The organism is Magnetospirillum sp. WYHS-4 (assembly GCA_039908345.1).
Lineage (GTDB): Bacteria > Pseudomonadota > Alphaproteobacteria > Rhodospirillales > GLO-3 > JAMOBD01.
In genome coordinates, this window is record JAMOBD010000015.1 from 1 (window position 1) to 23512 (window position 23512).

General features: G+C 66.3%; 30 protein-coding genes. 13 read left to right on the forward strand and 17 right to left on the reverse strand.

Annotated elements, in window-relative coordinates:
• Positions 1–404 precede the first annotated feature (404 nt).
• The 6 genes from rimM to H7841_06475 all read left to right on the forward strand — a co-directional run bounded on the left by rimM (position 405) and on the right by H7841_06475 (position 5347).
• A complete protein-coding gene (gene rimM, locus H7841_06450; GenBank protein MEO5336517.1) occupies positions 405–947 on the forward strand; it encodes a ribosome maturation factor RimM in 543 nt (180 codons plus the stop codon).
• The gene (trmD, locus tag H7841_06455; GenBank protein MEO5336518.1) at positions 944–1657 is read left to right on the forward strand and encodes a tRNA (guanosine(37)-N1)-methyltransferase TrmD; all 714 of its coding nucleotides are present in this window, start codon (positions 944–946) and stop codon (positions 1655–1657) included. The genes rimM and trmD overlap by 4 nt, the downstream gene beginning before the upstream one ends.
• Positions 1658–1667: 10 nt before the next feature.
• A complete protein-coding gene (rplS, locus tag H7841_06460) occupies positions 1668–2072 on the forward strand; it encodes a 50S ribosomal protein L19 (protein MEO5336519.1) in 405 nt (134 codons plus the stop codon).
• A 74-nt stretch (positions 2073–2146) separates the two neighbouring features.
• Positions 2147–3547, forward strand: coding sequence for a 3-isopropylmalate dehydratase large subunit (leuC, locus tag H7841_06465; protein MEO5336520.1), 1401 nt, complete (start codon positions 2147–2149; stop codon positions 3545–3547).
• Position 3548: 1 nt separating this feature from the next.
• The gene (locus H7841_06470; GenBank protein ID MEO5336521.1) at positions 3549–4790 is read left to right on the forward strand and encodes an AAA family ATPase; all 1242 of its coding nucleotides are present in this window, start codon (positions 3549–3551) and stop codon (positions 4788–4790) included.
• Positions 4787–5347, forward strand: a complete 561-nt coding sequence (locus tag H7841_06475; GenBank protein ID MEO5336522.1) for a DUF4276 family protein — start codon at positions 4787–4789, stop codon at positions 5345–5347. Before H7841_06470 ends, H7841_06475 begins: the two co-directional genes overlap by 4 nt.
• Before the next feature lie 203 nt (positions 5348–5550).
• On the opposite strand, the gene H7841_06480 is transcribed toward H7841_06475, so the two are convergent.
• From H7841_06480 to H7841_06505, 6 genes are all read right to left on the reverse strand, one after another.
• The gene (locus H7841_06480; protein MEO5336523.1) at positions 5551–5925 is read right to left on the reverse strand and encodes a heavy-metal-associated domain-containing protein; all 375 of its coding nucleotides are present in this window, start codon (positions 5923–5925) and stop codon (positions 5551–5553) included.
• A gap of 69 nt (positions 5926–5994) precedes the next feature.
• Positions 5995–6423 (reverse strand): universal stress protein, encoded by a 429-nt coding sequence (locus H7841_06485; GenBank protein ID MEO5336524.1) that lies wholly within the window; start codon positions 6421–6423, stop codon positions 5995–5997.
• A 12-nt stretch (positions 6424–6435) separates the two neighbouring features.
• Positions 6436–7161, reverse strand: coding sequence for a YjbE family putative metal transport protein (locus H7841_06490; GenBank protein MEO5336525.1), 726 nt, complete (start codon positions 7159–7161; stop codon positions 6436–6438).
• A 97-nt stretch (positions 7162–7258) separates the two neighbouring features.
• The gene (locus H7841_06495) at positions 7259–7951 is read right to left on the reverse strand and encodes a hypothetical protein (GenBank protein MEO5336526.1); all 693 of its coding nucleotides are present in this window, start codon (positions 7949–7951) and stop codon (positions 7259–7261) included.
• 51 nt (positions 7952–8002) lie between these two features.
• Positions 8003–8470: a hypothetical protein gene (locus tag H7841_06500; GenBank protein ID MEO5336527.1), complete on the reverse strand. Its 468-nt coding sequence runs from the start codon at positions 8468–8470 to the stop codon at positions 8003–8005.
• 1 nt (position 8471) lies between these two features.
• The gene (locus H7841_06505; GenBank protein ID MEO5336528.1) at positions 8472–8834 is read right to left on the reverse strand and encodes a DUF5132 domain-containing protein; all 363 of its coding nucleotides are present in this window, start codon (positions 8832–8834) and stop codon (positions 8472–8474) included.
• Positions 8835–9079: 245 nt separating this feature from the next.
• Here H7841_06505 and H7841_06510 point away from each other — a divergent pair, with 245 nt between their 5' ends.
• Entirely contained in the window at positions 9080–9271 is a 192-nt protein-coding gene (locus H7841_06510; GenBank protein ID MEO5336529.1) for a hypothetical protein, read from the forward strand.
• On the opposite strand, the gene H7841_06515 is transcribed toward H7841_06510, so the two are convergent.
• Together H7841_06515 and H7841_06520 are read right to left on the reverse strand one after the other, a co-directional pair.
• The gene (locus H7841_06515; protein ID MEO5336530.1) at positions 9258–9923 is read right to left on the reverse strand and encodes a class I SAM-dependent methyltransferase; all 666 of its coding nucleotides are present in this window, start codon (positions 9921–9923) and stop codon (positions 9258–9260) included. The two genes, H7841_06510 and H7841_06515, sit on opposite strands and share 14 nt — an antisense overlap.
• Before the next feature lie 4 nt (positions 9924–9927).
• Positions 9928–11139 carry a DUF3419 family protein gene (locus tag H7841_06520; protein ID MEO5336531.1) on the reverse strand — a complete coding sequence of 404 codons (1212 nt, stop codon included), beginning with the start codon at positions 11137–11139 and terminating at the stop codon, positions 9928–9930.
• A 156-nt stretch (positions 11140–11295) separates the two neighbouring features.
• On the opposite strand from H7841_06520, the gene H7841_06525 reads away from it, so the two are divergent.
• A complete protein-coding gene (locus tag H7841_06525; protein MEO5336532.1) occupies positions 11296–11808 on the forward strand; it encodes a universal stress protein in 513 nt (170 codons plus the stop codon).
• 8 nt (positions 11809–11816) lie between these two features.
• Here the strand turns inward: H7841_06525 and H7841_06530 are convergent, their stop codons facing one another.
• Both H7841_06530 and H7841_06535 read right to left on the reverse strand, forming a co-directional pair.
• Positions 11817–12200 (reverse strand): hypothetical protein, encoded by a 384-nt coding sequence (locus H7841_06530; protein ID MEO5336533.1) that lies wholly within the window; start codon positions 12198–12200, stop codon positions 11817–11819.
• Positions 12197–12376, reverse strand: a complete 180-nt coding sequence (locus H7841_06535; protein MEO5336534.1) for a hypothetical protein — start codon at positions 12374–12376, stop codon at positions 12197–12199. Before H7841_06535 ends, H7841_06530 begins: the two co-directional genes overlap by 4 nt.
• Positions 12377–12699: 323 nt before the next feature.
• On the opposite strand from H7841_06535, the gene H7841_06540 reads away from it, so the two are divergent.
• Positions 12700–13332, forward strand: a complete 633-nt coding sequence (locus H7841_06540) for a helix-turn-helix transcriptional regulator (protein MEO5336535.1) — start codon at positions 12700–12702, stop codon at positions 13330–13332.
• A 66-nt stretch (positions 13333–13398) separates the two neighbouring features.
• Positions 13399–14256, forward strand: coding sequence for a branched-chain amino acid aminotransferase (locus H7841_06545; GenBank protein ID MEO5336536.1), 858 nt, complete (start codon positions 13399–13401; stop codon positions 14254–14256).
• Between the two features lies 1 nt (position 14257).
• On the opposite strand, the gene H7841_06550 is transcribed toward H7841_06545, so the two are convergent.
• On the reverse strand, positions 14258–15874 hold the full coding sequence (locus H7841_06550; protein ID MEO5336537.1) for a lysine--tRNA ligase: 1617 nt from the start codon (positions 15872–15874) through the stop codon (positions 14258–14260).
• 235 nt (positions 15875–16109) lie between these two features.
• On the opposite strand from H7841_06550, the gene thiE reads away from it, so the two are divergent.
• Positions 16110–16748 (forward strand): thiamine phosphate synthase, encoded by a 639-nt coding sequence (thiE, locus tag H7841_06555; GenBank protein ID MEO5336538.1) that lies wholly within the window; start codon positions 16110–16112, stop codon positions 16746–16748.
• Positions 16749–16806: 58 nt separating this feature from the next.
• On the opposite strand, the gene H7841_06560 is transcribed toward thiE, so the two are convergent.
• The 3 genes from H7841_06560 to H7841_06570 form a co-directional block, all read right to left on the reverse strand.
• Positions 16807–17703, reverse strand: a complete 897-nt coding sequence (locus H7841_06560; GenBank protein MEO5336539.1) for an OmpA family protein — start codon at positions 17701–17703, stop codon at positions 16807–16809.
• A 72-nt stretch (positions 17704–17775) separates the two neighbouring features.
• Entirely contained in the window at positions 17776–18258 is a 483-nt protein-coding gene (locus H7841_06565; protein MEO5336540.1) for a cupredoxin domain-containing protein, read from the reverse strand.
• A 62-nt stretch (positions 18259–18320) separates the two neighbouring features.
• Positions 18321–18821 (reverse strand): DUF721 domain-containing protein, encoded by a 501-nt coding sequence (locus tag H7841_06570; GenBank protein ID MEO5336541.1) that lies wholly within the window; start codon positions 18819–18821, stop codon positions 18321–18323.
• A 20-nt stretch (positions 18822–18841) separates the two neighbouring features.
• Here H7841_06570 and mutY point away from each other — a divergent pair, with 20 nt between their 5' ends.
• Entirely contained in the window at positions 18842–19870 is a 1029-nt protein-coding gene (mutY, locus tag H7841_06575; GenBank protein MEO5336542.1) for an A/G-specific adenine glycosylase, read from the forward strand.
• On the opposite strand, the gene H7841_06580 is transcribed toward mutY, so the two are convergent.
• Together H7841_06580 and H7841_06585 are read right to left on the reverse strand one after the other, a co-directional pair.
• The gene (locus H7841_06580) at positions 19858–20373 is read right to left on the reverse strand and encodes an adenine phosphoribosyltransferase (GenBank protein ID MEO5336543.1); all 516 of its coding nucleotides are present in this window, start codon (positions 20371–20373) and stop codon (positions 19858–19860) included. The genes mutY and H7841_06580 overlap by 13 nt on opposite strands.
• Before the next feature lie 139 nt (positions 20374–20512).
• Positions 20513–20914, reverse strand: coding sequence for a c-type cytochrome (locus H7841_06585; protein ID MEO5336544.1), 402 nt, complete (start codon positions 20912–20914; stop codon positions 20513–20515).
• Between the two features lie 246 nt (positions 20915–21160).
• Between H7841_06585 and H7841_06590 the strand changes: the two genes are divergently transcribed.
• Positions 21161–22297, forward strand: coding sequence for a DUF2336 domain-containing protein (locus tag H7841_06590; GenBank protein MEO5336545.1), 1137 nt, complete (start codon positions 21161–21163; stop codon positions 22295–22297).
• Positions 22298–22344: 47 nt separating this feature from the next.
• Here the strand turns inward: H7841_06590 and H7841_06595 are convergent, their stop codons facing one another.
• Positions 22345–23505 carry a TRAP transporter substrate-binding protein gene (locus H7841_06595; protein MEO5336546.1) on the reverse strand — a complete coding sequence of 387 codons (1161 nt, stop codon included), beginning with the start codon at positions 23503–23505 and terminating at the stop codon, positions 22345–22347.
• Positions 23506–23512 lie beyond the last annotated feature (7 nt).

Below are 23512 nucleotides of genomic sequence, written 5' to 3' on the forward strand. Positions count from 1 at the left end.
TGGGCACCTGGTTGATCGCCGAAATCGAGGGGCTGGGCCTGCCGGTCGTCATGCCGCGCTGGGCGCTGGTCGTCCTGGCCGTGCTGTCGAGCATCGCCATCGTCGACCGGATCGTACGGCCGCTCACGGGCTGGTTCATGCGCCGCCGCGCCGAGCATGCGTTCGAGCGCCTCAACGCCGAACTGCGCCTCAAACTGCAGTCCTTCAAGATGACGCGCCGCCGCGTGCTCATCGAGCGGCTGCTGCACGACCCCGAGGTCGTGTTCGCCGTCGAGGCCTACGCGCGCGAACAGAACATCCCGCTCAAGGCCGCGAACCGCAAGGCCATGGCCTACGCGCGCGAAATCGTGCCGGCCTTTTCGACCTACGCCTATTTCCGCATCGGCACGCGGCTCGCGCGCTGGATCTCGCGCTCGCTCTACCGGGTCCGCCTCGGCGTCATCGTCGGGGCACGGGGTCTCAGGGGCGAACTGCGCGTCCAGAGCTTTACCGCCGACCCGGCCGACATCGGGGCATACGGGCCGCTGTCCGACGACACCGGAGCGCGGGTCTTCCGTCTGAAGGTCAGGTCGGTGGTCAAGGGCGTGGTCATCGCCGTCGTCGACGGAGTCCGCGACCGCGACGCCGCCGAGGCGTTGAAGGGCACGAGCCTCCATGTGGAGCGCAAGGCCCTCCCGGCGCCCGCGGACGCGGACGAGTTCTACCACGCCGATTTGATCGGACTGACAGTGGAACTGGCAGGGGGCGGTAGCCTGGGGACGGTCAAGGCGGTACACGATTTCGGCGCCGGCACCGTCCTGGAAGTGACGGGCGGACAAGGCCCGACGGCGATGCTGCCCTTCACCAAGGCCGTGGTGCCGGTGGTGGATCTGGCGGGCGGCCGGATGGTGGTGGACCCGCCGCCGGGATTGCTGGAGACCGCGGAACCGGAAGGGGACGTCGGATGAGCGAAGCCTGGCAGGCGAGGGTGCTGACCCTCTTCCCGGAAATGTTTCCGGGGCCGCTCGGGTTCTCGCTGGCGGGGCAGGCGCTGAAAGACGGCGTCTGGTCGCTGGAAACGGTGGACATTCGCGATTTTGCCTGCGATAAACACCGCTCCGTCGACGACACCCCCTTCGGCGGAGGGCCCGGCATGGTGATGCGGGCCGACGTGGTCGATCGGGCCGTCGGGGCGGCGCTGGACAAGGATCCGGCCCTGCCCCTGGTCTATCTGACCCCCAGGGGGCGGCCCCTGGATCAGGCGCGGGCGAAGGCCTTGGCGGCCGGCCGGGGGGTGGCGTTGCTTTGCGGGCGCTTCGAGGGCGTCGACGAAAGGGTCCTCGAGGCGCGCGGCGCGGAAGAAATCAGCCTGGGGGACTTCGTGCTCTCGGGCGGCGAGCCGGCGGCGCTGGTCCTGCTCGATGCCTGCATCCGGCTGCTGCCGGGCGTGATGGGCAAGGACGCGTCGCTGGACGAGGAAAGTTTCGAGCGGGGGCTCCTCGAGTACCCGCACTACACCCGGCCCCAAGTCTGGGACGGGCGGACGGTTCCCGAGGTTCTGGTCTCGGGCCACCACGGAAGGATCGGAGCCTGGCGCCTTGCCCGGTCCGAAGAGATCACAAAGGCGAGAAGGCCCGACCTCTGGGCCCGTTACGTCGAAGCCAAAGGTCGAGAGTAAGGAAAGAGCCATGAACATCATTCAGCAGATCGAGCAGGAGCAGATCGCCAAGCTCACCGAGGGCAAGACCATGCCGAAGTTCGGCCCCGGCGACACGCTCCGGGTCAACGTGAAGGTGGTGGAAGGCCAGCGCGAGCGCCTGCAGGCCTTCGAGGGCGTCTGCATCGCCCGGTCCAACCGCGGCCTGAATTCGGCCTTCACGGTGCGCAAGATCTCCTATGGCGAGGGCGTCGAACGCGTCTTCCCGCTCTATTCCCCCGCCGTGGCCAGCATCGACGTGCTGCGCCGGGGCGACGTCCGCCGCGCCAAGCTCTATTACCTGCGCGGCCGGACCGGCAAGGCGGCCCGCATCACCGAAAAGACCGATTACGTGAAGGCCCCGGACGCGGCGGCCGCCGTTCCGGCCGCCGAGTAGGAAATCGGCGCGACGATCACGAAGGCCCGGCCCGACCGGCGCCAGCCGGTGCGGGCGGGCGGGACGAGGGTATCATGGCCAAGACGCTGTTCGACAAGATCTGGGACGCCCATGTGGTCAGCACCCAGGACGACGGCACCTGTCTGCTCTACATCGACCGCCACCTGGTGCACGAGGTGACCAGTCCGCAGGCCTTCGAGGGCCTGCGCATGGCGGGCCGCAAGATCCACCGGCCGGACGCGGTGCTGGCGGTGGCCGACCACAACGTCCCCACCACCGACCGCAGCAAGGGCATCGCCGATCCCGAGTCCCGCATCCAGGTGGAAACCCTGGAAGCCAACGCCAGGGATTTCGGCGTCACCTACTTCCCCACTTCGGACATCCGCCAAGGCGTGGTCCATATCATCGGCCCGGAACAGGGATTCACGCTACCCGGCATGACCGTGGTCTGCGGCGATTCCCATACCTCGACCCATGGCGCCTTCGGGGCCCTGGCCTTCGGCATCGGCACCTCGGAAGTCGAACACGTCCTGGCCACCCAGACCCTGATCCAGCAGCCGGCCAAGAACATGCTGGTGCGCGTCGACGGCGCCCTGCCGCCCGGCGTCACCGCCAAGGATCTGGCCCTGTCCATCATCGGCAAGATCGGTACCGCCGGCGGTACCGGCCATGTGATCGAATACGCGGGCGACGCCGTGCGCGCGCTTTCCATGGAAGGCCGCATGACGCTCTGCAACCTGACCATCGAGGGCGGGGCGCGGGCTGGCTTGGTGGCGCCGGACGAGACCACCTTCGAATACCTGAAGGGCAAGCCGCGGGCCCCCAAGGGCGCCGCCTGGGAAACCGCCGTCCGGCAGTGGCAAGGTTTCAAGAGCGACGAGGGCGCCCGGTACGACGCCACCGTGGTGATCGACGCCTCCAGCCTGGAACCCACCGTGACATGGGGCACCAGCCCCGAGGACGCCCTGCCGATTTCGGCCAAGGTTCCCGATCCTGCTTCCGCCCGCGACGAGGCCAAGCGCCGTGCCATGCAGCGGGCGCTCGACTACATGGGCCTGACGGCCGGCCAGGCGCTGACCGACATCGCCGTGGACGTGGTGTTCATCGGGTCCTGCACCAACGGGCGCATCGAGGACCTGCGCGCCGCCGCCGCCGTGCTCAAGGGCCGCAAGGTGGCCGCCGGGGTGCAGGCGCTGATCGTTCCGGGTTCCGGCCTGGTCAAGGAACAGGCGGAAGCGGAAGGCCTGGACAAGATCTTCCTTGCGGCCGGCGCCGAATGGCGGGAAGCCGGCTGTTCCATGTGCCTGGCGATGAACGCCGACCGGCTGGAGCCAGGCCAGCGGTCCGCCTCCACCTCGAACCGCAACTTCGAGGGCCGCCAGGGCCGCGGCGGGCGCACCCACCTGATGAGCCCCGCCATGGCCGCCGCCGCCGCGGTGACCGGGCATATCGTGGATGTGCGGAAGCTGGACTGACATGGTCGACCTTTCCGGAACCGAGCGCAGGACCAGCCCGCACCGCACTTCGGTGAAGCTGGAAGCCCTCAGGGTTCGGAACTATCGGTGTTTCCGGAATGTCGACATTCCCGATATTCCCCAATTCTGCGTCCTGGTTGGTGCCAACGGTGCCGGCAAGACGACGTTTTTCGACGTCTTCGGCTTCCTGCGCGACGCCCTGACCAACAACGTCCGCCAGGCCTTGCAGGTTCGTGGAGGATTCGGGGAAGTGATTTCCCGCGGGGCCGAGCAGGAAACCATCCAGATCGACCTGAAGTTCCGCATGCCGCTGGTCGGCAAGGAACGGCTCGTCGCCTACCGACTGGAAATCGGACTGGATGAACAGAAGCAGCCCTGCGTAAGGCGGGAAGTGCTGCGCTACAAACGCAGCACCTATGGCTCGCCCTATCATTTCCTGGATTTCCAGAATGGTCAGGGCTTCGCGATTTCCAACGAGGAGGATTTCGACAAGCCAGACGAAAAACTCAATCGCGAACTCCAGTCGCTGGACGATCCGCACATTCTGGCCATCAAGGGATTGGGGCAATTCCAGCGCTTCAAGGCGGCGAGTTCGCTGCGGTCGCTGATCGAAAGTTGGCATCTGTCCGATTTCCATATCGGTGCCGCCCATGGCGCGACGGCGCATGGGTACGCCGAACACCTGTCGGTCCAGGGGGACAACCTGCCCCTGGTGGCCCAGTTCCTGTACGAACGGTACCCGCCACTGTTCGATGCGATTCTGAAGAAGATGGAACGCCGGGTTCCGGGCGTGGTGAACGTTCAAGCCAAGCCGACGGAAGACGGCCGGCTCGTGCTTCGTTTCCAGGACGGCAGCTTCAAGGATCCCTTCGTGTCGCGATGGGTATCCGACGGTACGATCAAGATGTTCGCCTATCTCGTGCTTCTCCATGATCCCGCACCGCATCCGCTGCTTTGCGTCGAGGAACCCGAGAACCAACTCTACCCGTCGCTGCTGCGGGAACTGGCGGAGGAATTCCAGGAATACGCCCAACGAGGTGGACAGGCTTTCGTGTCCACCCATTCTCCCGATTTCCTCAATGCGGTCCCGCTGGAATCGATTTATTGGCTGGAGAAGGTTGCGGGCTATACGCGCTTCGTCAAGGCTAGCGGCGACGAAACCTTGCGCAACCTGATCCGCGAGGGGGATCGGCCGGGTTATCTGTGGTCGCAGGGTCTTTTCGGGAGAGTCGATCCGCGATGAAGGAGATCGTCTGCCTCGTCGAGGAACCTTCGATGAAGGCGGTGCTCGATGCGCTTCTTCCCCGCATCCTGCCCAGGGACGTCAAGATCACGACTATCGGACACCAGGGCAAGAACGATCTCGAGAAATCCGTTCCCCGCAAACTTCGGGCCTGGGCCAATCCGGAGGCCCTGTTCGTCGTCATGCGCGATAACGGAGGCGGAGACTGCAGCCTCCTTAAAGGGAAGCTGCTGTCTCTATGCGATGGACCGCGCCGGTCTCGTTCCCTGGTGCGCATCGTATGCCAGGAACTGGAATCCTGGTTTCTGGGCGACCTTGCCGCCGTCGATCGGTCGGGGTTGCCGGGGACCGGCCGTCTGGCGCGCGATCAGGGGCGGAAGAAGTTCGCCGATCCCGACCGCCTGGTCAATGCGAAGGAAGAGCTTCGGAAGCTGGTCCCCGCCTACTATCCGGAGTCGGGAGCCAAGGCCATCGCCCCCCATCTCGCCATCGAAGGCAACCGGTCGCAAAGCTTTGTCGTCTTCGTCGCTGGCGTTCGCAACCTTCTGACCAATTAGCCACCTCTTCCTTCCCGGAAGGTTCCGGGATATGGCTACCCCCTCGCCTTCCCCCCCTGCGGACGAAGCGGCCGTCGTGCGGGGTGGCCGGGCATATCGTGGACGCACGGATGCTGGATCTGCCGGCCAGCCCCGGATTCCGGCGAAGCGATCTTCCGGGTTCGGAATTATCGATACGATTTTTTCCGCGACGATCGCCAGGCCTAGATGATCGCCGCAACCAGGGCCACGGCCGATCGCTCGATGACCTTCTCGACGGCCATCCCCAACATGAACTTGCCGAAGTTCTCGCCGGCCTTGCTGGCAAGATCCTGCCAATTGTCGGGCTCGCCCGATGCGGCGATCTCGGAATTCATGTGGCCCTCGCGGCGGAGTGCCTGGAACAGATGGGAGGCATCGGTCTCGGCTTGGTCGTAGACCACGGTGACGCTGCCGGTCACCGTGCTGATCTCCACCGACTCGACCCCCGGCAGCTCCTCGAGCAGGGCGGATACCCGGCGGGCGCGCCGCTCGTTGCGCTTGACGGAGGCCAGCCGCACCCGCAGCCGGCCGGGAACATGATGGACGTAGCTCGCCATGGGATCTGGACCTGTCCGGTTGAACGTTGGGACAGAGTCTAGCGGGCGGTCGTGACCGTTTGATGACGTCTATTTCACCAAGGCGACGGGAACGGCGCTCAGGTGGACTACCCGCATGGCGACCGATCCCACCAGCATGCCGGCCAGCTTGCCCAGGCCGCGGGTTCCCACGACGATCAGGGCGCAGTCCTTGTCCTTGGCGAAATCCACGATGGCCTCCGCTACCGGCCCGACCTTGATGTGGGCGCTGAAATCGATCTTCTCCTTCTCCGCCAGGTCCCTGGCCTCCTTGAGTGCGTCCTTGCCCTGATCCTCGTAGTAGCCTTCCAAGGCCTTCTTCTTCACGAACTTCTTGATGTTGCCGAAGGTAATGGGCGGCTGCACGGTCAAGAGGTACAGCTTGGCGTCCTTCTTGCCGCCTTGAACGAGATCGATGGCGAATTCCACCGCCTTCTTCGCGGACTTGGAGCCATCCACGGCGACCAGTATCTTCTGCATGGCGGTCCCTTCTCAGGCGTTCGCGGTTTCGATGTCGACGGTCTTGGGCGCCCGGTTCGTCCGCAGGCGCCAGCCCACGGCCACTACCCCTGCGGCACCCAGGGCGGGGAGCCCGTGCCCCAGGAAGGCGAAGTCCGGGTCGGCCAGCAGGGGCGCCACCAAACTGTCGGAAACCGCCATCTCCGCCGCCACGAAGCCCAGCATCGCGGCGCCGGCCGCAACCAGGATGGGAAAGCGGCTTATCAGGCGGATCAGCACGGTGCTGCCCAGGACGATCAACGGCGCGCTGACCAGCAGCCCGAAGGCCATCAGTCCCAGATGGCCATCGGCCACCGCGGCCACCGCCAGAACGTTGTCCGCGCTCATCACCAGATCGGCGACGAAGATGGTGCGGACGGCACCCCAGAGGGCGCCATTGCCGTCATCGCCGCCGGCCCCCTCCTCGTCGTCGCCGTTGGGAATCATCAGCTTGGTGGCGATGTGGAGCAGCGCCGCGCCCCCTAGCAGCCGCATCAGCGGCAGGGCGAGCAAGCCGGCAACGAATCCGGTGAGCAACATGCGCAGAGCGACCGCAAGGGCGGCTCCGCCGATCATCGCCCGGACCCGGTAGGCGGGCGGCAGCCCGCGGCAGGCGAGCGCGATGACGATGCCGTTGTCGGCGCTCAACATCACGTTGACGCCGACGATGGTGGCCAGCGTCCCGGCCGCCTGGGAATCGAGGTAGCTCCACCAGTCCATGGAACGAACTCCCCCACCCGGCTTGCGTGCCGGTCGATGTCTCGGGTCTTGCGAAAAGGCCGGGGGACGGCGGTGCCGTCCCCCGGAGTCCCGATGGCTACTCGGCGTCCTTGCCCTTGCCCCGGCCTTCGGGCACCTGAGGCAGGATCGCCGTCAGCACGTCCTTCATGCCGCCGGCCACGCCGACCAGAAGGTCGCGCACCGTGTTGACCGCCGTGTTCCCGATGGCGCCGGCCGCCTCGATGGCGCCGATGGCCGCCGCCTTGGCGACGCCGCCCACGTTGCCGCCGATTTCCACGGTGGCCTCGATGACGCCGTCCACCGCGCGCTTGGCGGTGATGCCGACGTCGCCGCCGACCCCCGCCACGCCCTTGACGGCGGCGCGGGCCACTTCGCTGGAAGCCATGATGACGTCGCCGCCCACGTCGCTGACCCCCAGGATGACGCCCTTGGCGACGCTCTTGGTGGTCATCACCGCGCCGGTGCCGACTTCCTCGACCGCCGCCAGGGCGCCGCCCACCACTTGGCGGACCACGCCGACCGTCTCGCCGGCCACCGTGCCGCCGACGCTGAGCGCGCCGGAAACCGTGCTGCGCACCAGGGAGACGATCTCGGCCTCGACCTCCTCGATGCCGCGCAGGCCGCGCACGATGCCGTTCTTCACCGCCGCTCCGGCGCCGTCCAGGTCGGCGGCGGCCTTGCCGCCGTTCTTCTTGCCGGCCTTGGGAGCTTCGTCGATGGCTTCGACCTCGGGGGCGGCCTTGGGCCGCCGCTTCTCCTGCTCGCTCATGGTTCTTCTCCTCGCCCAGTATCGCACCCGCCCCTTGCGGATGCGCGGAAACTACTTACCGGCTTTTCGTGACATCAGAACGACGCTCGCGGCGTACCAGAAGGCGGTGATGGCTGGAATCGCCACCCGGCCGCGGAATACCTGCGCCACCCCCAAGGTGACGAAGAACAGGAAGGCGACGACCGCCAGATCGGCCTGGCCGCCGGTCCATTGGCCGAGCGCTCGGCTAACCGCCGCCCCGCCCTTTCCCACGCTGTCGGTGAGCGTCTTGGCGGGGATGGGGCCCGACCGCAGGTCGAACAGGTCCCGGTCGCGGGCCAGGCGGGCCAGCGCTTCAACGTCGCCGGCATGAGAGACCAGAAGACTGGCCGTCAGCGCATTGGCCTCCACCGCCTCGATGCCGGGACAGGCGGCCAGGACGCGGGCGACGCGCTCGAAATAGTCCGAATCGCGCCGCCGTTCCGGAATCCGGACGCGGGTCCGGCCCAGGGCACGGTGACAGAGGTAGCCGGGTTCCACCTCAGGCCCCCTGGGCTGCCCGCCGCCGCGCCGGCTTGCGCGGCTTGGGCGCCGGTTCGACCTCTTCCGCTTCCTCGACGGATGCCGCAGTCGCGCCCATGATCGCAGCCTCCTCCGCCACCACCTCCTCGGCCAGTTCGGCCCGGGCCTCGGCGACGATATCCTCGGCGACCTCGCCCATCTCGGCGATGGTCTCGCGGCCCTTCTCGTAGAGAGTGATGACCGACTTGACGGCGGCCTTGGCGAAAGGCTTCCCGACCCGGACCGCGATCGGCAGGGCGATGGGCGCCACAACCGTCACGCCCAGGCCGACAGCCAGGCCGATCAGGATATTGCGTTGCATGAGGACCTTCAGAAAGTCCATGGCCTTGCTCCTTTGTGGCCCCAATCCGCCACGGGGTTTCTTTCAACGATAAACGCCGATTATACGGCACTGGTGAGGTAATTTGTTATAGAAAAATGGAATGTATGTCACGAACGAGGTGCGCATTATTTCATGACGACTTGGTGACAGAAATGTTACATTTATATGTGTTGCCGCGTTTCCTCTTGCCTGTCTGAAATATTCCAATATCTATGACCAACGTCGTTGCTGAAGGAGGTTGGTCCGTGAAGGCGAAGATCGTGTTCCATACCGCCTTTGACCCCGAGGAACGGGTCTTCACCGACGTGGACATCCGCAAGGAGGGCCTCGCCCTCAAGATCGCCTTCGCCGACCGCGAGGGCGACCGTCTGGACGTCATCCTGGATCGCCGCGACCTGCGGAAGATCCTGGATTGGAAGTTCCTCATGTCCCTGTGAGGGGAGCGGTGCGAAAGCGCAGGCGATAAGCGTAGCCGCCCAGCACCCTGTCGATGCGCAAATGCCCGAGCCCGGCTTCGGCCAGGGCGGCGAAATGGCCGACGGCTTCGGGCTGCGGCGTGACATGGAAGCGGGCCAGCCAAGCCTGAAGGCCCTTGCGGAACCACCCGGGCCAGCCCCTCTGGTCGTCGAAATCGACTACGGCGACCAACCCTTCCGGCCGGGCCAGTTCGATGGCCCGGCGAACGGCGCCCGGCCAGTCGGGGATCATGGACAGCACGTAGGAAAGCACCACGACGTCGAAGCCGCCGGGTTCCCCGAAGCCGGCTTGCGAATCGAAGTCTTGGGCCAGGCCGCGCGCCAGGCGCACGCGCGCCTCCAGTCCGGCCGCCGCCACCGTCGTCGCCGCCGACTTCAGCATCTCGCCGGATGCGTCCAGGCCGAACAGGTGGGCATCGGGATAGCGTCGCGCCAGGGCCACCAGATTGCGCCCGGTGCCGCAGCCGATTTCCAGGATGCGGGCGCCCGGGGGCGGGTCCAGGGTCCGGATCAGATCGTCGCGGCCGAACAGGTAGTACTTCCGCGTCAAGTCGTAGATGTGCCGCTGATGGCGGTACATCCGGTCCATGCGGACGAAGGCGTCGGCCGTCATGGGATCACTTGAGGACGTAGAGATGGAAGCCCCCGTAGATGGCCGAGCGATCCTGGGCGAAGAGGGCCTTGCTCAGGCCGTCCTCGTAGTGCCAGGGCGCCAGCACCTCCGCGGGGAGGGCGGCCTCCAGCGGCGAGGCCGAACCGGCGGTACGGAAGATCGCCCGCGCGCCGGGCCGGGCCGTGCGTCCGATCTCGCGCCACAGCGCGGTCATCTGGGCCGGGGTCATCCAATCCTGGGCGTCCAGCAGCACCACCCGGTCGACACTGGCCACCGGCTGCGCCGCCAGGAAATCGGTCATCGATCCCAGACGCGTATCGATGCGCCCCGCCCGCTCGCGCAGCAGGGCGAAATTCTCGGGGCGCAGGTAGTCGGGAACGGCGCGCATGGCTTCGTGGTCGTAGCGGCGGCCGAAGGCCTGCCAGGCGAAATAGTTCTCGCCGATGGGAAAGTCGCAGGCCAGCCGCCGCACCCGCTCGCGCATGGTCGCCGCCATGTCGCCCGCCGCATCCCGATGCATGGCGTCGAACTGGGCCGGCGGGATTCCCAGGTGGTAGAACAGCACCGGCAGCTTGGTTACGGCACGCACCAGGGGGTTGTCGAACAGCGGACCGAAGGTGGCATCGAAGATGCGGGCCTGTTCTTCCACATCGGCGGCGGTCAACAGGTGCGCCGGATTGCGGCCCATGGCGCGGGCGGCGAAATGCAAAAAGCCGATGAAGCCGCCAAGGAGCCCGTGGCGATAGAAGTCGGACGAGAAGTAGTCGATGCGCGGCCGTCCGGTGAGGGTGCGCGTCTCCCACCACGCACGGGTGTCCGCATCCAGATGGGGACGCAGGGTGGAGAAGTAGAGGTCGCGGTTGGCCGGGTCGCAGGCCTGCCCGAAGAAGCGGAAGAACCCTGCGTGGTCCGGAGTGTGGCTTAGCGCCGCCACCTTAAGCCGGGTCAGCGCCAGATGGGCGGGGTTGAGGTCGACGGCAACGATCTCGGCCGGATTTGCCAGCAGGTAGTTGAGCAGGTTGCAGCCGCCGGAGGCGATGGTCACCACCCGCGAAGTCGGCTCCAGGCGGAGCGCCGTCAGGTCGACCGCCGGGTCCTCCCAGATCTGGGTATAGACCAAGCGGGAGAACCAGAGGGTGAACAGCCTTTCCAGCATGCCGCGTGCCGTGGCGGCGGGAGTGGATTCGATGGCGCTACGCAGAATGGCGGTCGTCATGGGGAGACTCTCCTCGCTTCCAGCCTGGCCCCCTTTGTCACGAGCGGGATTCCTTAGGCAAATGAAGCTTTTGCGACAATGGGGCGGCGCGCGGAGCGTCATTGTCCTGTCATCGGACCACGGTAGAAATGGCGCCCAAAACGAAAGGGAGCGGCGATGTTCAAGACCATCCTGGTGGCGACCGAAGGTTCCGAGGCCGGCAATCGGGCCGTAGAGACGGCGGCCCGTCTGGCCCACACTCTCCGTGCGGCGCTGACCGTCGCCATGGTCATCGAACCGGCGATGGCCGCGGCCCTACACGCTTGGCGGCGGGGTGAACACGATGCCGGCGAAGCGGGACCGCCGCACCCTCTGCTTACCGGGGTTCCGGGCTGGCTGGACCGGGCACGGGAGCACGTCGGCCATAGCCGCGAGTTCGACGACGAACTGGCCGAGATCGTTCTCAACCACGCCCGGACGCGGGCCCTGGCCGAGGGAATGGCGGAGGTCCGCACCATCGCCGGACATGGCGATGCCGTGGAATCCATCATCGAGATCGCGGCGAGCGAAAGGCCGGATCTTCTTGTATTCGGCAGCCGGGGCCTGGGAGTGATGAGAGGCCTGCTGCTAGGCAGCGTATCGCTCCAGCTTTCCCAGTTGGCGCCCTGTCCCTGCCTGATCGTGCGCTAGAGCAATCGTCACCGCCCGCAGAGTCGCTTGTACAACTGCCAGGGCGTGAAGACCCAGGGGGCCCTGAGACCCAGCGCTCTCTTTACCGCCTCGACGCAGGTATAAGGTCGCCAAGGGGCTGGAATTCGCGGGGCTTCGCCGGCCGGGGCGGGAACCACTCGGTAGCCCTTCTCGGCGAACCAGCAGGCCAGATCCGCCGCCGGCCGGTCGGCCAGAACCTGAATCTCGGTCCAGTGGCTCAAGGGGTTGTAGACGACCCAGTGTCCCTGCCGTCGCAGAACCACGAAGCAGTGCCGGAAGCCGGGCCGCAGCAGCCGCAAACCCTTCAAATCGGCCTGGCCGGCGAAGACCACCAGGGCGAGCGAGTCGATTCGAGGGTTGTCCGGTATCACTGGACCATTCCCTTGTCCCGTAGCTTGCCGTCAAGGCGTGCCATGGCCTCATCCCACAGACGGGCCTCGCGGGCCTCTTCCTCCTCCCGTCCGTCCGGTGCCCGGTCCTTCAGGCCGAACATGGCCATGACCCGCAAATGCTCCCGGTGGAGATCGCCGTCGCGGACCATGGTCATGACGTAGCGGTAGATATCGTCGGGATCGCACGGACGGGAATCCTTGCGGACTGCATCCCGAAAGCGCGCGCCCTCGTTTCGTGCCCGTTGGCAACGAGCGTACCAGAACCAAGCCTCCTCGCCATCGGCAAAGGGTTCCTGCCTAATTTCAAAGTACGGCTTATATATATGTCGGAACGTAGTCATCGATATCCTCCTGCCACAGCCTTTTTAAGGAACATCGCGCGAACACGATCAATCTACCCGATGTTCTCTATGTGTCAAGACGATTGTAGCAAAAAGTTCCTACTGACCCCCCGCCCGATTTGTAAGACCCTGTTCCCATGCTCAAGCACTCGCAAATCTGGCGTGCCATCGACCGGCTGGCCCAGGAAAAGGGCCTTACCGCCTCCGGCTTGGCCCGCCGCGCCGGCCTCGATCCGACCACTTTCAACAAGAGCAAACGCATCACCCGCGAAGGCAAGCTGCGCTGGCCCAGCACGGAAAGTGTCGCCAAAATCCTGACCTCGACCGAAACCACCCTTGGGGAATTCGTTTCCTTCATCGGGGAAGCGGACAGTGCGGCGGTCTACAAGAACATCCCGTTGATCGGCTTCGCCCAAGCCGGCAATTCCGGCTATTTCGACGACGCCGGCTATCCGGCGGGCGGCGGCTGGGACGAGATTCCCTTCCCCGATCTGGCCGACCCGCACGCCTACGCCCTGGAGATCAGCGGCGACAGCATGCAGCCGGTCTTTCGCGACGGCGACATCGTCATCGTCGCGCCCTCGGCGAGCATCCGCAAGGGTGACCGGGTGGTGGTCAAGACCCGCGAGGGCGAAGTGCTGGTGAAGGAACTGCTGCGCCGTTCGATCAAGCGCATCGAGCTTCTGTCGCTCAACCGCGCCCACGAAGACCGCGTCCTGTCGGTGGACGAAGTCGACTGGATCGCCCGGGTCATCTGGGCCAGCCAATAGCGGTCTTTCCGGTTTTGCCTTTCGGATGCTATCCTGTCCCTTCTCCAGGGAACAGGGAGGCGGATCATGGCGAGGGGAGTCGCGGGCAAGACCCTGGCTTATGTGGATGGGCAGTGGCGGCACGGCAATCCCTTGCTCATGGGTCCCCGGCACCATGCGGTCTGGCTGTCGTCGGTGGTCTTCGACGGCGCGCGGGCCTTTGACGGGGTGGTGCCCGACCTGCGTCTCCATTGCGCCCGGGTGGTGGCTTCGGCCCACGTCCTGGGCATGATGCCCATGCTGACGGCGGCCGAGATCGAGGATATCGCCTGGGACGGCGTGCACCGCTTCGCGGCCGATGCCGACCTTTACATCTGTCCCATGTTTTACGCCGAAGGGGGGTTCGTCTGGCCAGACCCGGCGACCACGCGCTTCGTTCTCACGGTCCATGAGGCGCCGTTGCCCGCCGCCGACGGCTTCAGCGCCTGCTTGTCCAGTTTCCGCCGGCCGGCCCGCGACATGGCTCCGACCGAGGCCAAGGCCTCCTGCCTCTATCCCAATATCGCGCGCATCGGCCGCGAGGCCGCCGGCAAGGGCTTCGACACGGCGGTGGTCCTCGATCCCTGCGGCAACGTGGCCGAGTTCGCCTATACCAACCTGTTCCTGGTGCGCGGCGGAGTGGTCCATACCCCGGCGCCCAACGGGACATTTCTCAACGGCATCACCCGGCAAAGGGTCATCCGGCTGCTGCGCAAGGATGGTTTCGAGGTGATCGAGCGGGCGATCCTCTACGACGAGGTTCTGACCGCCGACGAACTGTTCGCCACCGGGAACTACGCCAAGGTCCAACCCTGCACCAGGATCGAGGCCCGGGCACTGAACATCGGGCCCGTTTACGAGCGGGCGCGCGAACTCTATTTCGCCTTTGCGCACCAGGCGCGTTAGGTCAGGTCCCGGCCAGATCCTCGCCGGCCAGGGCCTTGCCGATCAGGGCCACCGTCTCGTCGCGGCCGTAAAGGGCGATGAAGGACCCCATGCGCGGCCCCGTGGCTTGGCCCAGCAGGACCTCGTAGAGCGCCTGGAACCAGGCCTTGAGGTCGCCGAATCCGGGATGGGCCTTGCCGACTTCATAGACGGCGTTCTGGGCGTCTTCGGCGGAAGCCCCGGCGGGCAGGGCGCGCAACGACGCCGCCAGGTCCTCCAACGCCTTGCGCTCGTCGTCCGTGGGCGCCCGGTACTTCTTGGCCGGTTTGACGAAATCCCGATAGTAGGTGATGGCGTATTCCACCAGCTTGTCCAGGATCGGATGGGTGGCCGGGCTGGCGTCGGGGCGGGTCCGCGAAATGAAATGCCAGAGCACCGCCTTGTCCTCGGTATGGCAAACCGACGCCAGGTTGAGCAGGATGCCGTAGCTCAACTGGCTGTCCTCCACGGGCGGCTCGCCGCGATGGATGTGCCAGACCGGATTGTCCAGCCGCTTGGCGTCCTCGGAACCGGGGAAGGCGGACAAATGGCTCAGGTACTCGTCCACGGTGCGCGGGATGACGTCGAAGAACAGCCGCTTGGCGGTCTTCGGCTTGTTGTACATGTAGAGGGCCAGGCTTTCGGGCGGGGCATAGCGCAGCCATTCTTCCACCGCCAAGCCGTTGCCCTTGGACTTGGAGATCTTCTCTCCCCGGTCGTCGAGAAACAGTTCGTAGGTGAAGCCGACCGGCGGCCTTTCCCCCAGGATGCGGCATATGCGCCCCGACAGCTTGACCGAGTCGATCAGGTCCTTGCCCGACATCTCGTAGTCGACGCCGAGCGCCGCCCAGCGCATGGCCCAGTCGCACTTCCATTGCAGCTTGCAGGCGCCGCCGGTGACCGGGGTCTCGACCGTGGAGCCGTCCTCGTTCCGGTAGACGATGGTCCCTGCCGCCACGTCGCGCTCGACCACCGGGACCTGCAGAACGCGACCGGTCTTGGGGCAGACGGGCAGGAAGGGGCTGTAGGTGGCGCGGCGTTCCGGCCCCAGCGTGGGCAGGACGACGTCGATCACCGCGTCGTAGCGTTCCAGCACCCGGCGCAGCATGGCGTCGAAACGTCCGGCGCGGTAGCACTCGGTGGCGCTCTGGAACTCGTACTCGAAGCCGAAGGTATCCAGGAAGGAGCGCAAACGGGCGTTGTTGTGATGTCCGAAGCTCTCGTGGGTGCCGAAGGGATCGGGGATGGCGGTCAACGGCTTGCCCAGATGCCGGGCGACCATTTCCTGGTTGGGGACGTTGTCGGGTACCTTGCGCAGGCCGTCCATGTCGTCCGAGAAGGCGAACAGCCGGGTCGGGATGTCGGACAGCAGCGAGAACGCGTGCCGCACCATGGACGTTCTCGCCACCTCGCCGAAAGTGCCGATGTGCGGCAGGCCGGACGGTCCGTAGCCGGTTTCGAACAGCACGTAGCCCTTGTCCGGCGTCCTGCCAGCCAAGGATTTCAGCACCTCGCGCGCCTCGGCGAAGGGCCAGGCGTTGCTGTGGACGGCATGCTCGCGCAAATGTTCGTGTTGCGGACCGAGTCTCTGCTGGGCCATTGGGCTGCTCCCATCCTTGAACCCGTTGCTACTACGGGCCCGGCGCGCCGACGTCAAGGTTATGTCGGTCGACGGGCACGTAGACGGCCGGACGGCTCCGCGGCTGAACGGCAACAAGAAGGGTTTTACATCGATGGGATTTTAGCGCCATGATCGGCAGCAGGAAGACGCCTTGACTTCGCCGCCAAGCCGTCCGAACAACCGAGACGGTCCTCCTCCACTTCCCCCAAGCGATATGACCCACCCCGCCTGCCGCCTCTACCTGATCACTCCGCCGACCCTCGATCCGGGGGCCTTCGCGCCGGTGCTGGCGGCGGCGCTGGATGCGGGAGACGTGGCTTGCCTGCAGTTGCGGCTGAAGGACGCGCCGGACGACGTGGTGCGTCGCGCGGTGGATCGCCTGCGGCCGGTGGCGCAGGGGCGCGATGTCGCGTTCCTGCTCAACGACCGGCCCGACTTGGCCAAGGCCACGGGATGCGACGGAGTCCATGTCGGCCAGGAGGACACCGCTTGCCGCGAGGCGAGGCGCGTCATGGGGGCCGACGCCATCGTCGGCGTCACCTGCCACGATTCGCGCCATCTGGCCATGGAGGCGGCCGAAGCCGGCGCCGACTACGTGGCCTTCGGCGCCTTCCACCCCACCGGCACCAAGGTGCCGAAGCATCGGGCCGAGCCCGAAATCCTCGAATGGTGGAGTTCGATGATGGTGGTGCCTTGCGTCGCCATCGGGGGCATCACGGTGGAGAATTGTCGGCCCTTGGTGGCGGCCGGCGCCGACTTCCTGGCCGCGGTGGCCGGGGTCTGGAATCATCCGGACGGCCCCGCCGCCGCCGTCAAGGCCTTCAACCGCGCCATCGCCGAGGTGTCGGCATAAAGAAAAACCGGGAGACCCTGCGGCCTCCCGGTTCCATTCGCACACGGCCGAAAAATCCTTACTTGAGATGGATTTCCACGCGGCGGTTTTCCTGTTCGCGCACGCCGTCCGGAGTCTTGACCCGCGGATCGGCCTCACCCTTGCCGACGGTGGTCATGTTGGCGGCAGGAACGCCCTTGGCGGTCAGCCAGTTCTTGATCGAAGCCGCGCGGCGTTCCGAGAGCCTCTGGTTGTAGGCGTCGGCGCCCGCCCGGTCGGCGTGGCCGATCAGGGCCATGGCCTTGAGGCCGAGGGCCTCGCGGGCCTTCATCATCTTGTCCAGGATGCTCGCCGCATCCTCGCGGACGTTGGCCTTGTCGAAATCGAAGAACACCAAATAGTCCTGGGCCGGCGGCTCGACGGGCTCGGCCGCCTTCTTCGGCGGCTCGGCCGGCTTGCGCATGGCGGCCATCGCATCCTCGAAGCCCTTCCGGCAGGCCGCGATCTCGTCGAACTGCCAGTTTTCCTCCTGCTCCTGAACCCAGCAGTCGAACATGGTCTGGGCGGTGGAAGCCAAGTCGGGGAATTTCTCGCGGCCGCCGCCATTCAATGCCGACAGCAGTTCCCCCCGCGCCTTGGTCAGCTCGGGCACGGCCGGATTGGGTTCCCAGAAGGCGTCGTCGACCGGAAGGGCGGGCAGCACCAATTCGCCCTTGCCGGCCCGGCCGGCGTTGCGGGCGAAGTAGGCGGCATCCATCCAGTCGTATTCGGCGCGCTCAAGATCGGCCAGGGCCAAGTACTTGACCCGCAGATGTTCGTTGAACGAGCCTTCGGGCGCCTTCGCCGCGCGCGCGCGTTCGAAATCGCCATCCACGGTCCAGCCGTGGGTGACAAGCAGTTCCAGGTAAGGACCGCTGCAAGCGCCGGTTACGACGGACGCGGCAACCAAGGCGGCCAAAGTCAGACCCTTGTGCATCGACATTCTCCTACGCGAAAACGGCTTCCCCCTCGTTCGATCCCGAATTCTATACCCGAGGGAAGGCAGGGATCAACGCACGTTGACGATTCCGACGCTCCCGCCCGAGAAGACCAGGGGGATCAAGTCGTCCTGGAATTCGTAGTGGCCGTCGTTCAGGGGAACGAAATGAATTTCCACCGTCCTCTGGGCCGGGATGGTCAGCAGGCTGTGGCAGCCCGGTCCATCCTCGTCGGTGCCGCGGGTCACCTTGGCGATGGAGATGTTGCGGAAGAACTCGGGGGCCTTGAAGGTATGGAATTCGTCGTCGCCATTGACGATCCGCAGAATGGTCGGCCGCCCTTTCGCTGCATGGACGACCATGGGCGAGAAATTGCCTTGGCGGATGCGGATGGCGGCGACGTCGGCCTTCTCCCAGACCTCCGCTTCGATTCCGCGCGCCGTCCCGGTGTCGCAGCCCCCGAACAGGCCGCCGCGCGCCGTTCCGTTGGTCTCGCAAGCGGCCAAGCCCAAAGCCACGATCGCCGCCAGACTTGCCTGCAAAGCTTTTCGCATGGGAGTCTCCCTCGCCACGTGCCCCGGAATCTAGCGTATCCGCCGCGCCCTCGCTACCAGATTTATGAGGCAGGGCGTCCCAGAATGGCACGTCCCAGCTTTTCCAGGCTGGCTCGCAATTCGGGATCGGCAATGCCGGCGATGCTGCGGGCGAGGGCTTCCTCCTCCTCCGGTTCCAAAGGGCGGAGAACGGGCGGGCGGGGCGGGACGGGGCGGGAAGGCAGGGGACCCTGCAGCAGCTTCACCCGGCCCACCGCCCGGTAGCCGAAGTAGCCGTTGATCCTCTCGATCAGCAGCGGCAGCAGGTGCTGCAACTCGGTGGCGAAGCTTCCGGAATCGATACGTAGCGTCAAGGTCCCGCCGGTGCCGTCGTGGGGTGGATAGGAGATGCGTTCCGGCAAGGTATGGCGGGCCAGCTCCGGCCCGACGATTTGCGGCCAGTCGGCGGCGACGGCGCCGTCGGACATTCCGCGCTCGCGGAACAAAGGGCGAGCGACGCGCAGGACCGCCTCGCCCAAGGCACGGGGGCCGCCATGGCGTCGGGATTGGCCATCCTTGCTCATGGCCCTATGCTACGCGCCCCATGACGCCCCGGCAACTCACCTCCGCCTTGCTCGCCTGGTACGACCGCCATCGTCGGCGCCTGCCTTGGCGCGCCCTGCCCGGCGAGACTCCCGATCCCTATCGGGTTTGGCTGTCCGAAATCATGCTCCAGCAGACCACGGTGGCCACCGTCGGCCCCTACTACGAGGCCTTCCTGAGGCGCTGGCCGACCGTCGAGGCCCTGGCCGCCGCGCCTCTGGACGATGTCCTGCATGCCTGGCAGGGCTTGGGCTACTACGCCCGGGGCCGCCATCTGCATCGCTGCGCCCGGGAAGTGGCGGCGGCGGGCGGCCGTTTTCCCGATACCGAGGAGGAGCTGCGGCGGCTGCCCGGCGTCGGGACCTACACTGCGGGGGCCATCGCCGCCATCGCCTTTGGGCGTGCGGCCGCGGCCATCGACGGCAACGTCAAGCGGGTGATCGGCCGGCTGGTCGCGTCGGCAGCCGTCGAGGCGCTTGCTCGTGCCCTGGTGCCGGCCGACCGGCCGGGCGATTTCGCCCAGGCCCTGATGGACCTGGGGGCCACGGTCTGCCGACCCCGCTCTCCGGATTGCGATGCCTGTCCTTGGTGCAAGGCCTGCAAAGCGCGGGCGGAGGGCAATCCGGAATCATATCCGGCCCGGTCCCCCCGCAAGCCCAAGCCGACCCGTCACGGCGTGGTCTATTGGATGGTACGGGCCGGGGACGGCGCGGTATTGGTGCAACGGCGTCCGCCCGAAGGATTGCTGGGCGGCATGGCCGGATTCCCCACCGGCGAGTGGCGGGAAGAGCCCTGGACCATCGCCGCCGCTCGCGCCGCCGCCCCCTTGCCCGCGGACTGGCGGGAAGTCCATGGGCGGCTGCGCCACACTTTCACTCACTTCCACCTGGACCTGACGGTGCTGGCCGCCCAAGTTCCGGCCCGAACGGAACCGGGCGGGCTGTGGTGCCCGCCCGATCGCTTGTCGGACCATGCCTTGCCGACCCTGATGAAGAAGGTGGCGCGGCTGGCCTTGGGTTATTCGTCGTAGGACATCAGGGAAGCGAAGGGCACGTCCAGTTTGGCGCGGCCGTTCAGGAAGGCCAGTTCGATGATCGAGGCCGCCCCGGTGACGTTGCCGCCCACCTCGCGCAGCAGCTTGATCGATGCCGCCAGGGTGCCGCCGGTCGCCAGCAGGTCATCCAGGACCACGACGCGCTGGCCGGGCTTGATGGCGTCCTTCTGGACCTCGATGGTGTCGCTCCCGTATTCCAGGTCGTAGGTGTGGCGGACGGTCTCGCCGGGCAGCTTGCCCTTCTTGCGGATCATCACGAAGCCGCAGCCGAGCTTGAGCGCCAGCGGCGCCGCCACCAGGAAGCCGCGGGATTCGATGCCGGCCAGGATGTCGGGATGCCAGGCGCGCACCGCCTTGGCCATGCGGCCCATGGCCACCTGCCAGGCGTCCTCGTGGGCGAGCAGGGTGGAGACGTCGTAGAAAAGGATGCCCGGCTTGGGAAAGTCGGGGATGGAGCGAATGTGGTCCTTGAGATCCATGGTGCTGCGGCCCGTGTCCGGTTGAAGCGATGTGGCGGTGCCATCCTAACCGCGCCGGGCCGCGGATGGCGAGCCGGAAAAGCGGACGCCCCGCCGCGGGAGGCGACGGGGCGTCGTCGAAAAAGGCGGAAAAGAGGCCTTACTTCTGGGTCGCCAGGTAGGCGGCGACGTCGCCGCGCTCCTTGGCGTCCGGCAGCTTGAACGCCATGTTGCTCTTGGCGTTGGCGTCGCCGGAGACCTTCTTCAGGTAGGCGGTCGGATCGGCCAGGTACTCGTCGACCTTGGCGGCATCCCAGGCGCCGATCTTGGCCGCGGCGCCGCTGACGCCCGCGCCGTACTTGAAACCTTCGACGGTGCCGGCCGCGCGGCCCATGACGCCGAACAGCTTCGGGCCGACCTTGTTCTTGCCGTCCTTGTCGATGGAATGGCAGGCCAGGCACTTCTTGAACACCTTTTCGCCGTTGGCGGCGTCGCCCGCGAAGGCGGAACCGCCGACAAGCGTCAGGGCGGCGGCGACGGCCAGGAAACCAAGCTTCTTCATATTTCGTTTCTCCTCAAACCGGGTAAGGTAAGCCGAAGGCTCTCAGGACAGAGTGGGGCGCATTATTAAGGCTTTACGCGTCCCCATGCAACTCCCCGAGAGTGGAAAAGGAATGTGGCCGCAGAGTGGCGGATGACGGGCACGAAAAGTTGCCCGCAACGTCGCTATGGTCTTGAGGAGTCATCAAGGCTATATTGCCATTCTTGGAGTGGACCGCCCCCTTCTGGGAGCGAGGGAAGGAATGCGATGACGCGGGCGACGTTGTCGGAAGAGGATGTCAGAAAGCTCCTCTCCAATCCGTCCGGAGCGAATCGGGCCGAGACCGCGGCGAAAATCGCTACCGACTTCGGTTCCGGTCGGCTGAGTCCGTCCGAGCGGGCCCTGGCGGAGGAAATCTTCCGCCTGCTGGTGCGCGACGCCGAGGTGCGCGTCCGCGAGGCCCTGGCCCAGAATCTCAAGCAGAATCCGGCCATGCCGCACGATGTGGCCCTGGCGTTGGCCCGCGACGTGGCTTCGGTGGCCTTGCCGGTGTTGCAGTTTTCGGACGTGCTGACCGACGACGACCTGATCGAGATCATCAAAGACCGGGAGATCATCGCCCAGGTAGCCATCGCCACCCGTGCCCACATTTCGGAGACCGTTTCCGGCGCCCTCGTCGAGAGCCGCGACGAGAGGGTGGTTTCCACCTTGGTGGCGAACCAGGGCGCGTCGATCACCGAACAATCGCTGCAAACGGTGATTTCCACCCTTGGCGACCGGGAAATGGTACAGGCCGCCATGGTCAACCGGTCCAGGCTGCCGGTGACCGTCATCGAACGCTTGGTCGCCGTGGTCTCCGAAAAGATGCGCGAACAACTCATCGCCAAGCAGGATATGCCGGCCGACCTGGCTTCGGACTTGCTGTTGCAGACTCGCGAGCGGGCCACCGTGACGCTATCCACCGAATCCGACCAGGGTGACGTCGAGCGCATGGTCCGCCAGATCCGGGAGAACGGCCGCCTGACGCCTTCCCTGGTGCTGCGCGCGCTCTGCATGGGCGATTTGCGATTTTTCGAGGCCGCGATGGCCGAACTGGTCCGTCTGCCTTTGGTCAACGTGCGCCAGTTGCTCCACGATTCGGGCCGTCTGGGACTGAAGGCGATCTTCGACCGGAGCGGGCTGCCCCCCACCTTCCTGCCGGCGGTGCGTGCCGCCATCGACGTGGCGCGCGAGATTCGCATGGATGGCGGCGAGAACGACCGCGAGCGCTATTCGCGCCGCATGATCGAGCGCATCCTCACCCAGTACGGCGACCTGGGGGTGACTTTCGAGGCCTCGGATCTGGAATACCTTCTGGCCAAGATGGGAACCCTTCCCCACGATACGTTGGACAAGGCTGCCTGATGGGCGATCATGCCATCTCCGGCTGAACCGATCAGTCGGATTCCGTATCACTCCGGCGCCAGGTAGCCCAATTCCCGCCAGATGGCATGGTCCTCGCGGAATTCGTCGAGCGACTGCCAAGTTTCGTGGAACAGGGGGTCGGCCCCGGTTTCCTCCGTTGCCACTTGCTTCCAAGCCTTGCGCAACGCGCCCAGAACCTCGGCCGGCCAGTGGTGCAGCTTGACGTTCTTGGCTTGCATTTCCTTCAGGGCCGGAAACTGCGCGGCTTCCCCTTCGGCCAGCCCGAAGCGCAGGTTATCGCCGCAAACCGTTTCGACCTGTAGCCTCTGCGTGGCGGAAAGGGCCTTCCAGCGATCCAGGTTGATCGCCAAGTCATGGAACCCCGCCGGTCGGTGCCAGGCGGGGAAGTGATAATGCCGGAGCTGTCGGCGGAACCCAGCCTTGGCGTCGATGGCCGGCGTCGAAAAGCCCACCCCGTCCAATTCGCTGGAATCGAGCGCGGCGAAGATGTCGGCGCCGCGCAGGGGCTTCGGGTCGGCGCCCACGCGGGCCAGGACCCTGGCCGGTAGGCCGACGGCCGCCAGGCGCAAGCCCTGAAGGTCGGCCAAGGACCTTATCTGACGTCGGGTCCAGCCGCCCCCCTCGGCTCCGGTGATGCCGCAGGGTAGGGCGAAGAGATTGTGCTTGGCGTAGGCATCCTGATGGAACTGCCGCCCCCCGCCGAACTCGTACCAAGCCAGGAGTTCGGGCCCGTCCGGCCCGAAGGGAACGCCGCCGAAGATCTGCAGGGCGGGAATGCGGGCGCTCCACTGGGAGGGCGAGGCGAAAACCGCATCCACCTTACCGGTTGCGACGGCATCGAACATCTCTTCCGAGCCCACCAGGACGCCCGGCTCGTGGAACTTGATGCCGAAGGTTCCGTCGGAAACGCGCCAGAGATTCTTGTCCAGACGTTGGACCAACGGGCCCAGTTGCGGCAGGGCGGTGGCGTAGGCGCTGGCCAGGCGCCACTGGACGGCCCCCGGCTTGGCGGGCGGGGGCGGCTCCGACTTGGCGGCGAATTCGACCGGCGGTTCCGTTCTGGGGGCGGCGGCTTCCTTGCCGGCCGGCTCGGGTTGTCGTTGGAGGCTGCGAGGCGCCACCACGGTAACGCCGACCACGATGCCGATTACCGCACCGATCACAAGTCCGATCACTCCGCCGCGCATGATTGCC

Bases quoted from the DNA above. Each gene is read 5' to 3' on its own strand.
- H7841_06480 (MEO5336523.1), bottom strand. From the start codon at position 5,925: ATGGCGAGCTACGTCCATCATGTTCCCGGCCGGCTGCGGGTGCGGCTG.
- H7841_06580 (MEO5336543.1), bottom strand. From the start codon at position 20,373: ATGGATCTCAAGGACCACATTCGCTCCATCCCCGACTTTCCCAAGCCG.
- thiE (MEO5336538.1), top strand. From the start codon at position 16,110: ATGACCCACCCCGCCTGCCGCCTCTACCTGATCACTCCGCCGACCCTC.
- H7841_06540 (MEO5336535.1), top strand. From the start codon at position 12,700: ATGCTCAAGCACTCGCAAATCTGGCGTGCCATCGACCGGCTGGCCCAG.
- H7841_06495 (MEO5336526.1), bottom strand. From the start codon at position 7,951: ATGAGCGAGCAGGAGAAGCGGCGGCCCAAGGCCGCCCCCGAGGTCGAA.
- H7841_06595 (MEO5336546.1), bottom strand. From the start codon at position 23,505: ATGCGCGGCGGAGTGATCGGACTTGTGATCGGTGCGGTAATCGGCATC.
- H7841_06515 (MEO5336530.1), bottom strand. From the start codon at position 9,923: ATGACGGCCGACGCCTTCGTCCGCATGGACCGGATGTACCGCCATCAG.
- H7841_06520 (MEO5336531.1), bottom strand. From the start codon at position 11,139: ATGACGACCGCCATTCTGCGTAGCGCCATCGAATCCACTCCCGCCGCC.
- H7841_06585 (MEO5336544.1), bottom strand. From the start codon at position 20,914: ATGAAGAAGCTTGGTTTCCTGGCCGTCGCCGCCGCCCTGACGCTTGTC.
- rplS (MEO5336519.1), top strand. From the start codon at position 1,668: ATGAACATCATTCAGCAGATCGAGCAGGAGCAGATCGCCAAGCTCACC.
- H7841_06490 (MEO5336525.1), bottom strand. From the start codon at position 7,161: ATGGACTGGTGGAGCTACCTCGATTCCCAGGCGGCCGGGACGCTGGCC.
- H7841_06535 (MEO5336534.1), bottom strand. From the start codon at position 12,376: ATGACCATGGTCCGCGACGGCGATCTCCACCGGGAGCATTTGCGGGTC.
- H7841_06505 (MEO5336528.1), bottom strand. From the start codon at position 8,834: ATGGACTTTCTGAAGGTCCTCATGCAACGCAATATCCTGATCGGCCTG.
- H7841_06545 (MEO5336536.1), top strand. From the start codon at position 13,399: ATGGCGAGGGGAGTCGCGGGCAAGACCCTGGCTTATGTGGATGGGCAG.
- H7841_06565 (MEO5336540.1), bottom strand. From the start codon at position 18,258: ATGCGAAAAGCTTTGCAGGCAAGTCTGGCGGCGATCGTGGCTTTGGGC.
- H7841_06560 (MEO5336539.1), bottom strand. From the start codon at position 17,703: ATGCACAAGGGTCTGACTTTGGCCGCCTTGGTTGCCGCGTCCGTCGTA.
- H7841_06550 (MEO5336537.1), bottom strand. From the start codon at position 15,874: ATGGCCCAGCAGAGACTCGGTCCGCAACACGAACATTTGCGCGAGCAT.
- trmD (MEO5336518.1), top strand. From the start codon at position 944: ATGAGCGAAGCCTGGCAGGCGAGGGTGCTGACCCTCTTCCCGGAAATG.
- H7841_06570 (MEO5336541.1), bottom strand. From the start codon at position 18,821: ATGAGCAAGGATGGCCAATCCCGACGCCATGGCGGCCCCCGTGCCTTG.
- leuC (MEO5336520.1), top strand. From the start codon at position 2,147: ATGGCCAAGACGCTGTTCGACAAGATCTGGGACGCCCATGTGGTCAGC.
- H7841_06470 (MEO5336521.1), top strand. From the start codon at position 3,549: ATGGTCGACCTTTCCGGAACCGAGCGCAGGACCAGCCCGCACCGCACT.
- H7841_06475 (MEO5336522.1), top strand. From the start codon at position 4,787: ATGAAGGAGATCGTCTGCCTCGTCGAGGAACCTTCGATGAAGGCGGTG.
- H7841_06485 (MEO5336524.1), bottom strand. From the start codon at position 6,423: ATGCAGAAGATACTGGTCGCCGTGGATGGCTCCAAGTCCGCGAAGAAG.
- H7841_06525 (MEO5336532.1), top strand. From the start codon at position 11,296: ATGTTCAAGACCATCCTGGTGGCGACCGAAGGTTCCGAGGCCGGCAAT.
- H7841_06590 (MEO5336545.1), top strand. From the start codon at position 21,161: ATGACGCGGGCGACGTTGTCGGAAGAGGATGTCAGAAAGCTCCTCTCC.
- mutY (MEO5336542.1), top strand. From the start codon at position 18,842: ATGACGCCCCGGCAACTCACCTCCGCCTTGCTCGCCTGGTACGACCGC.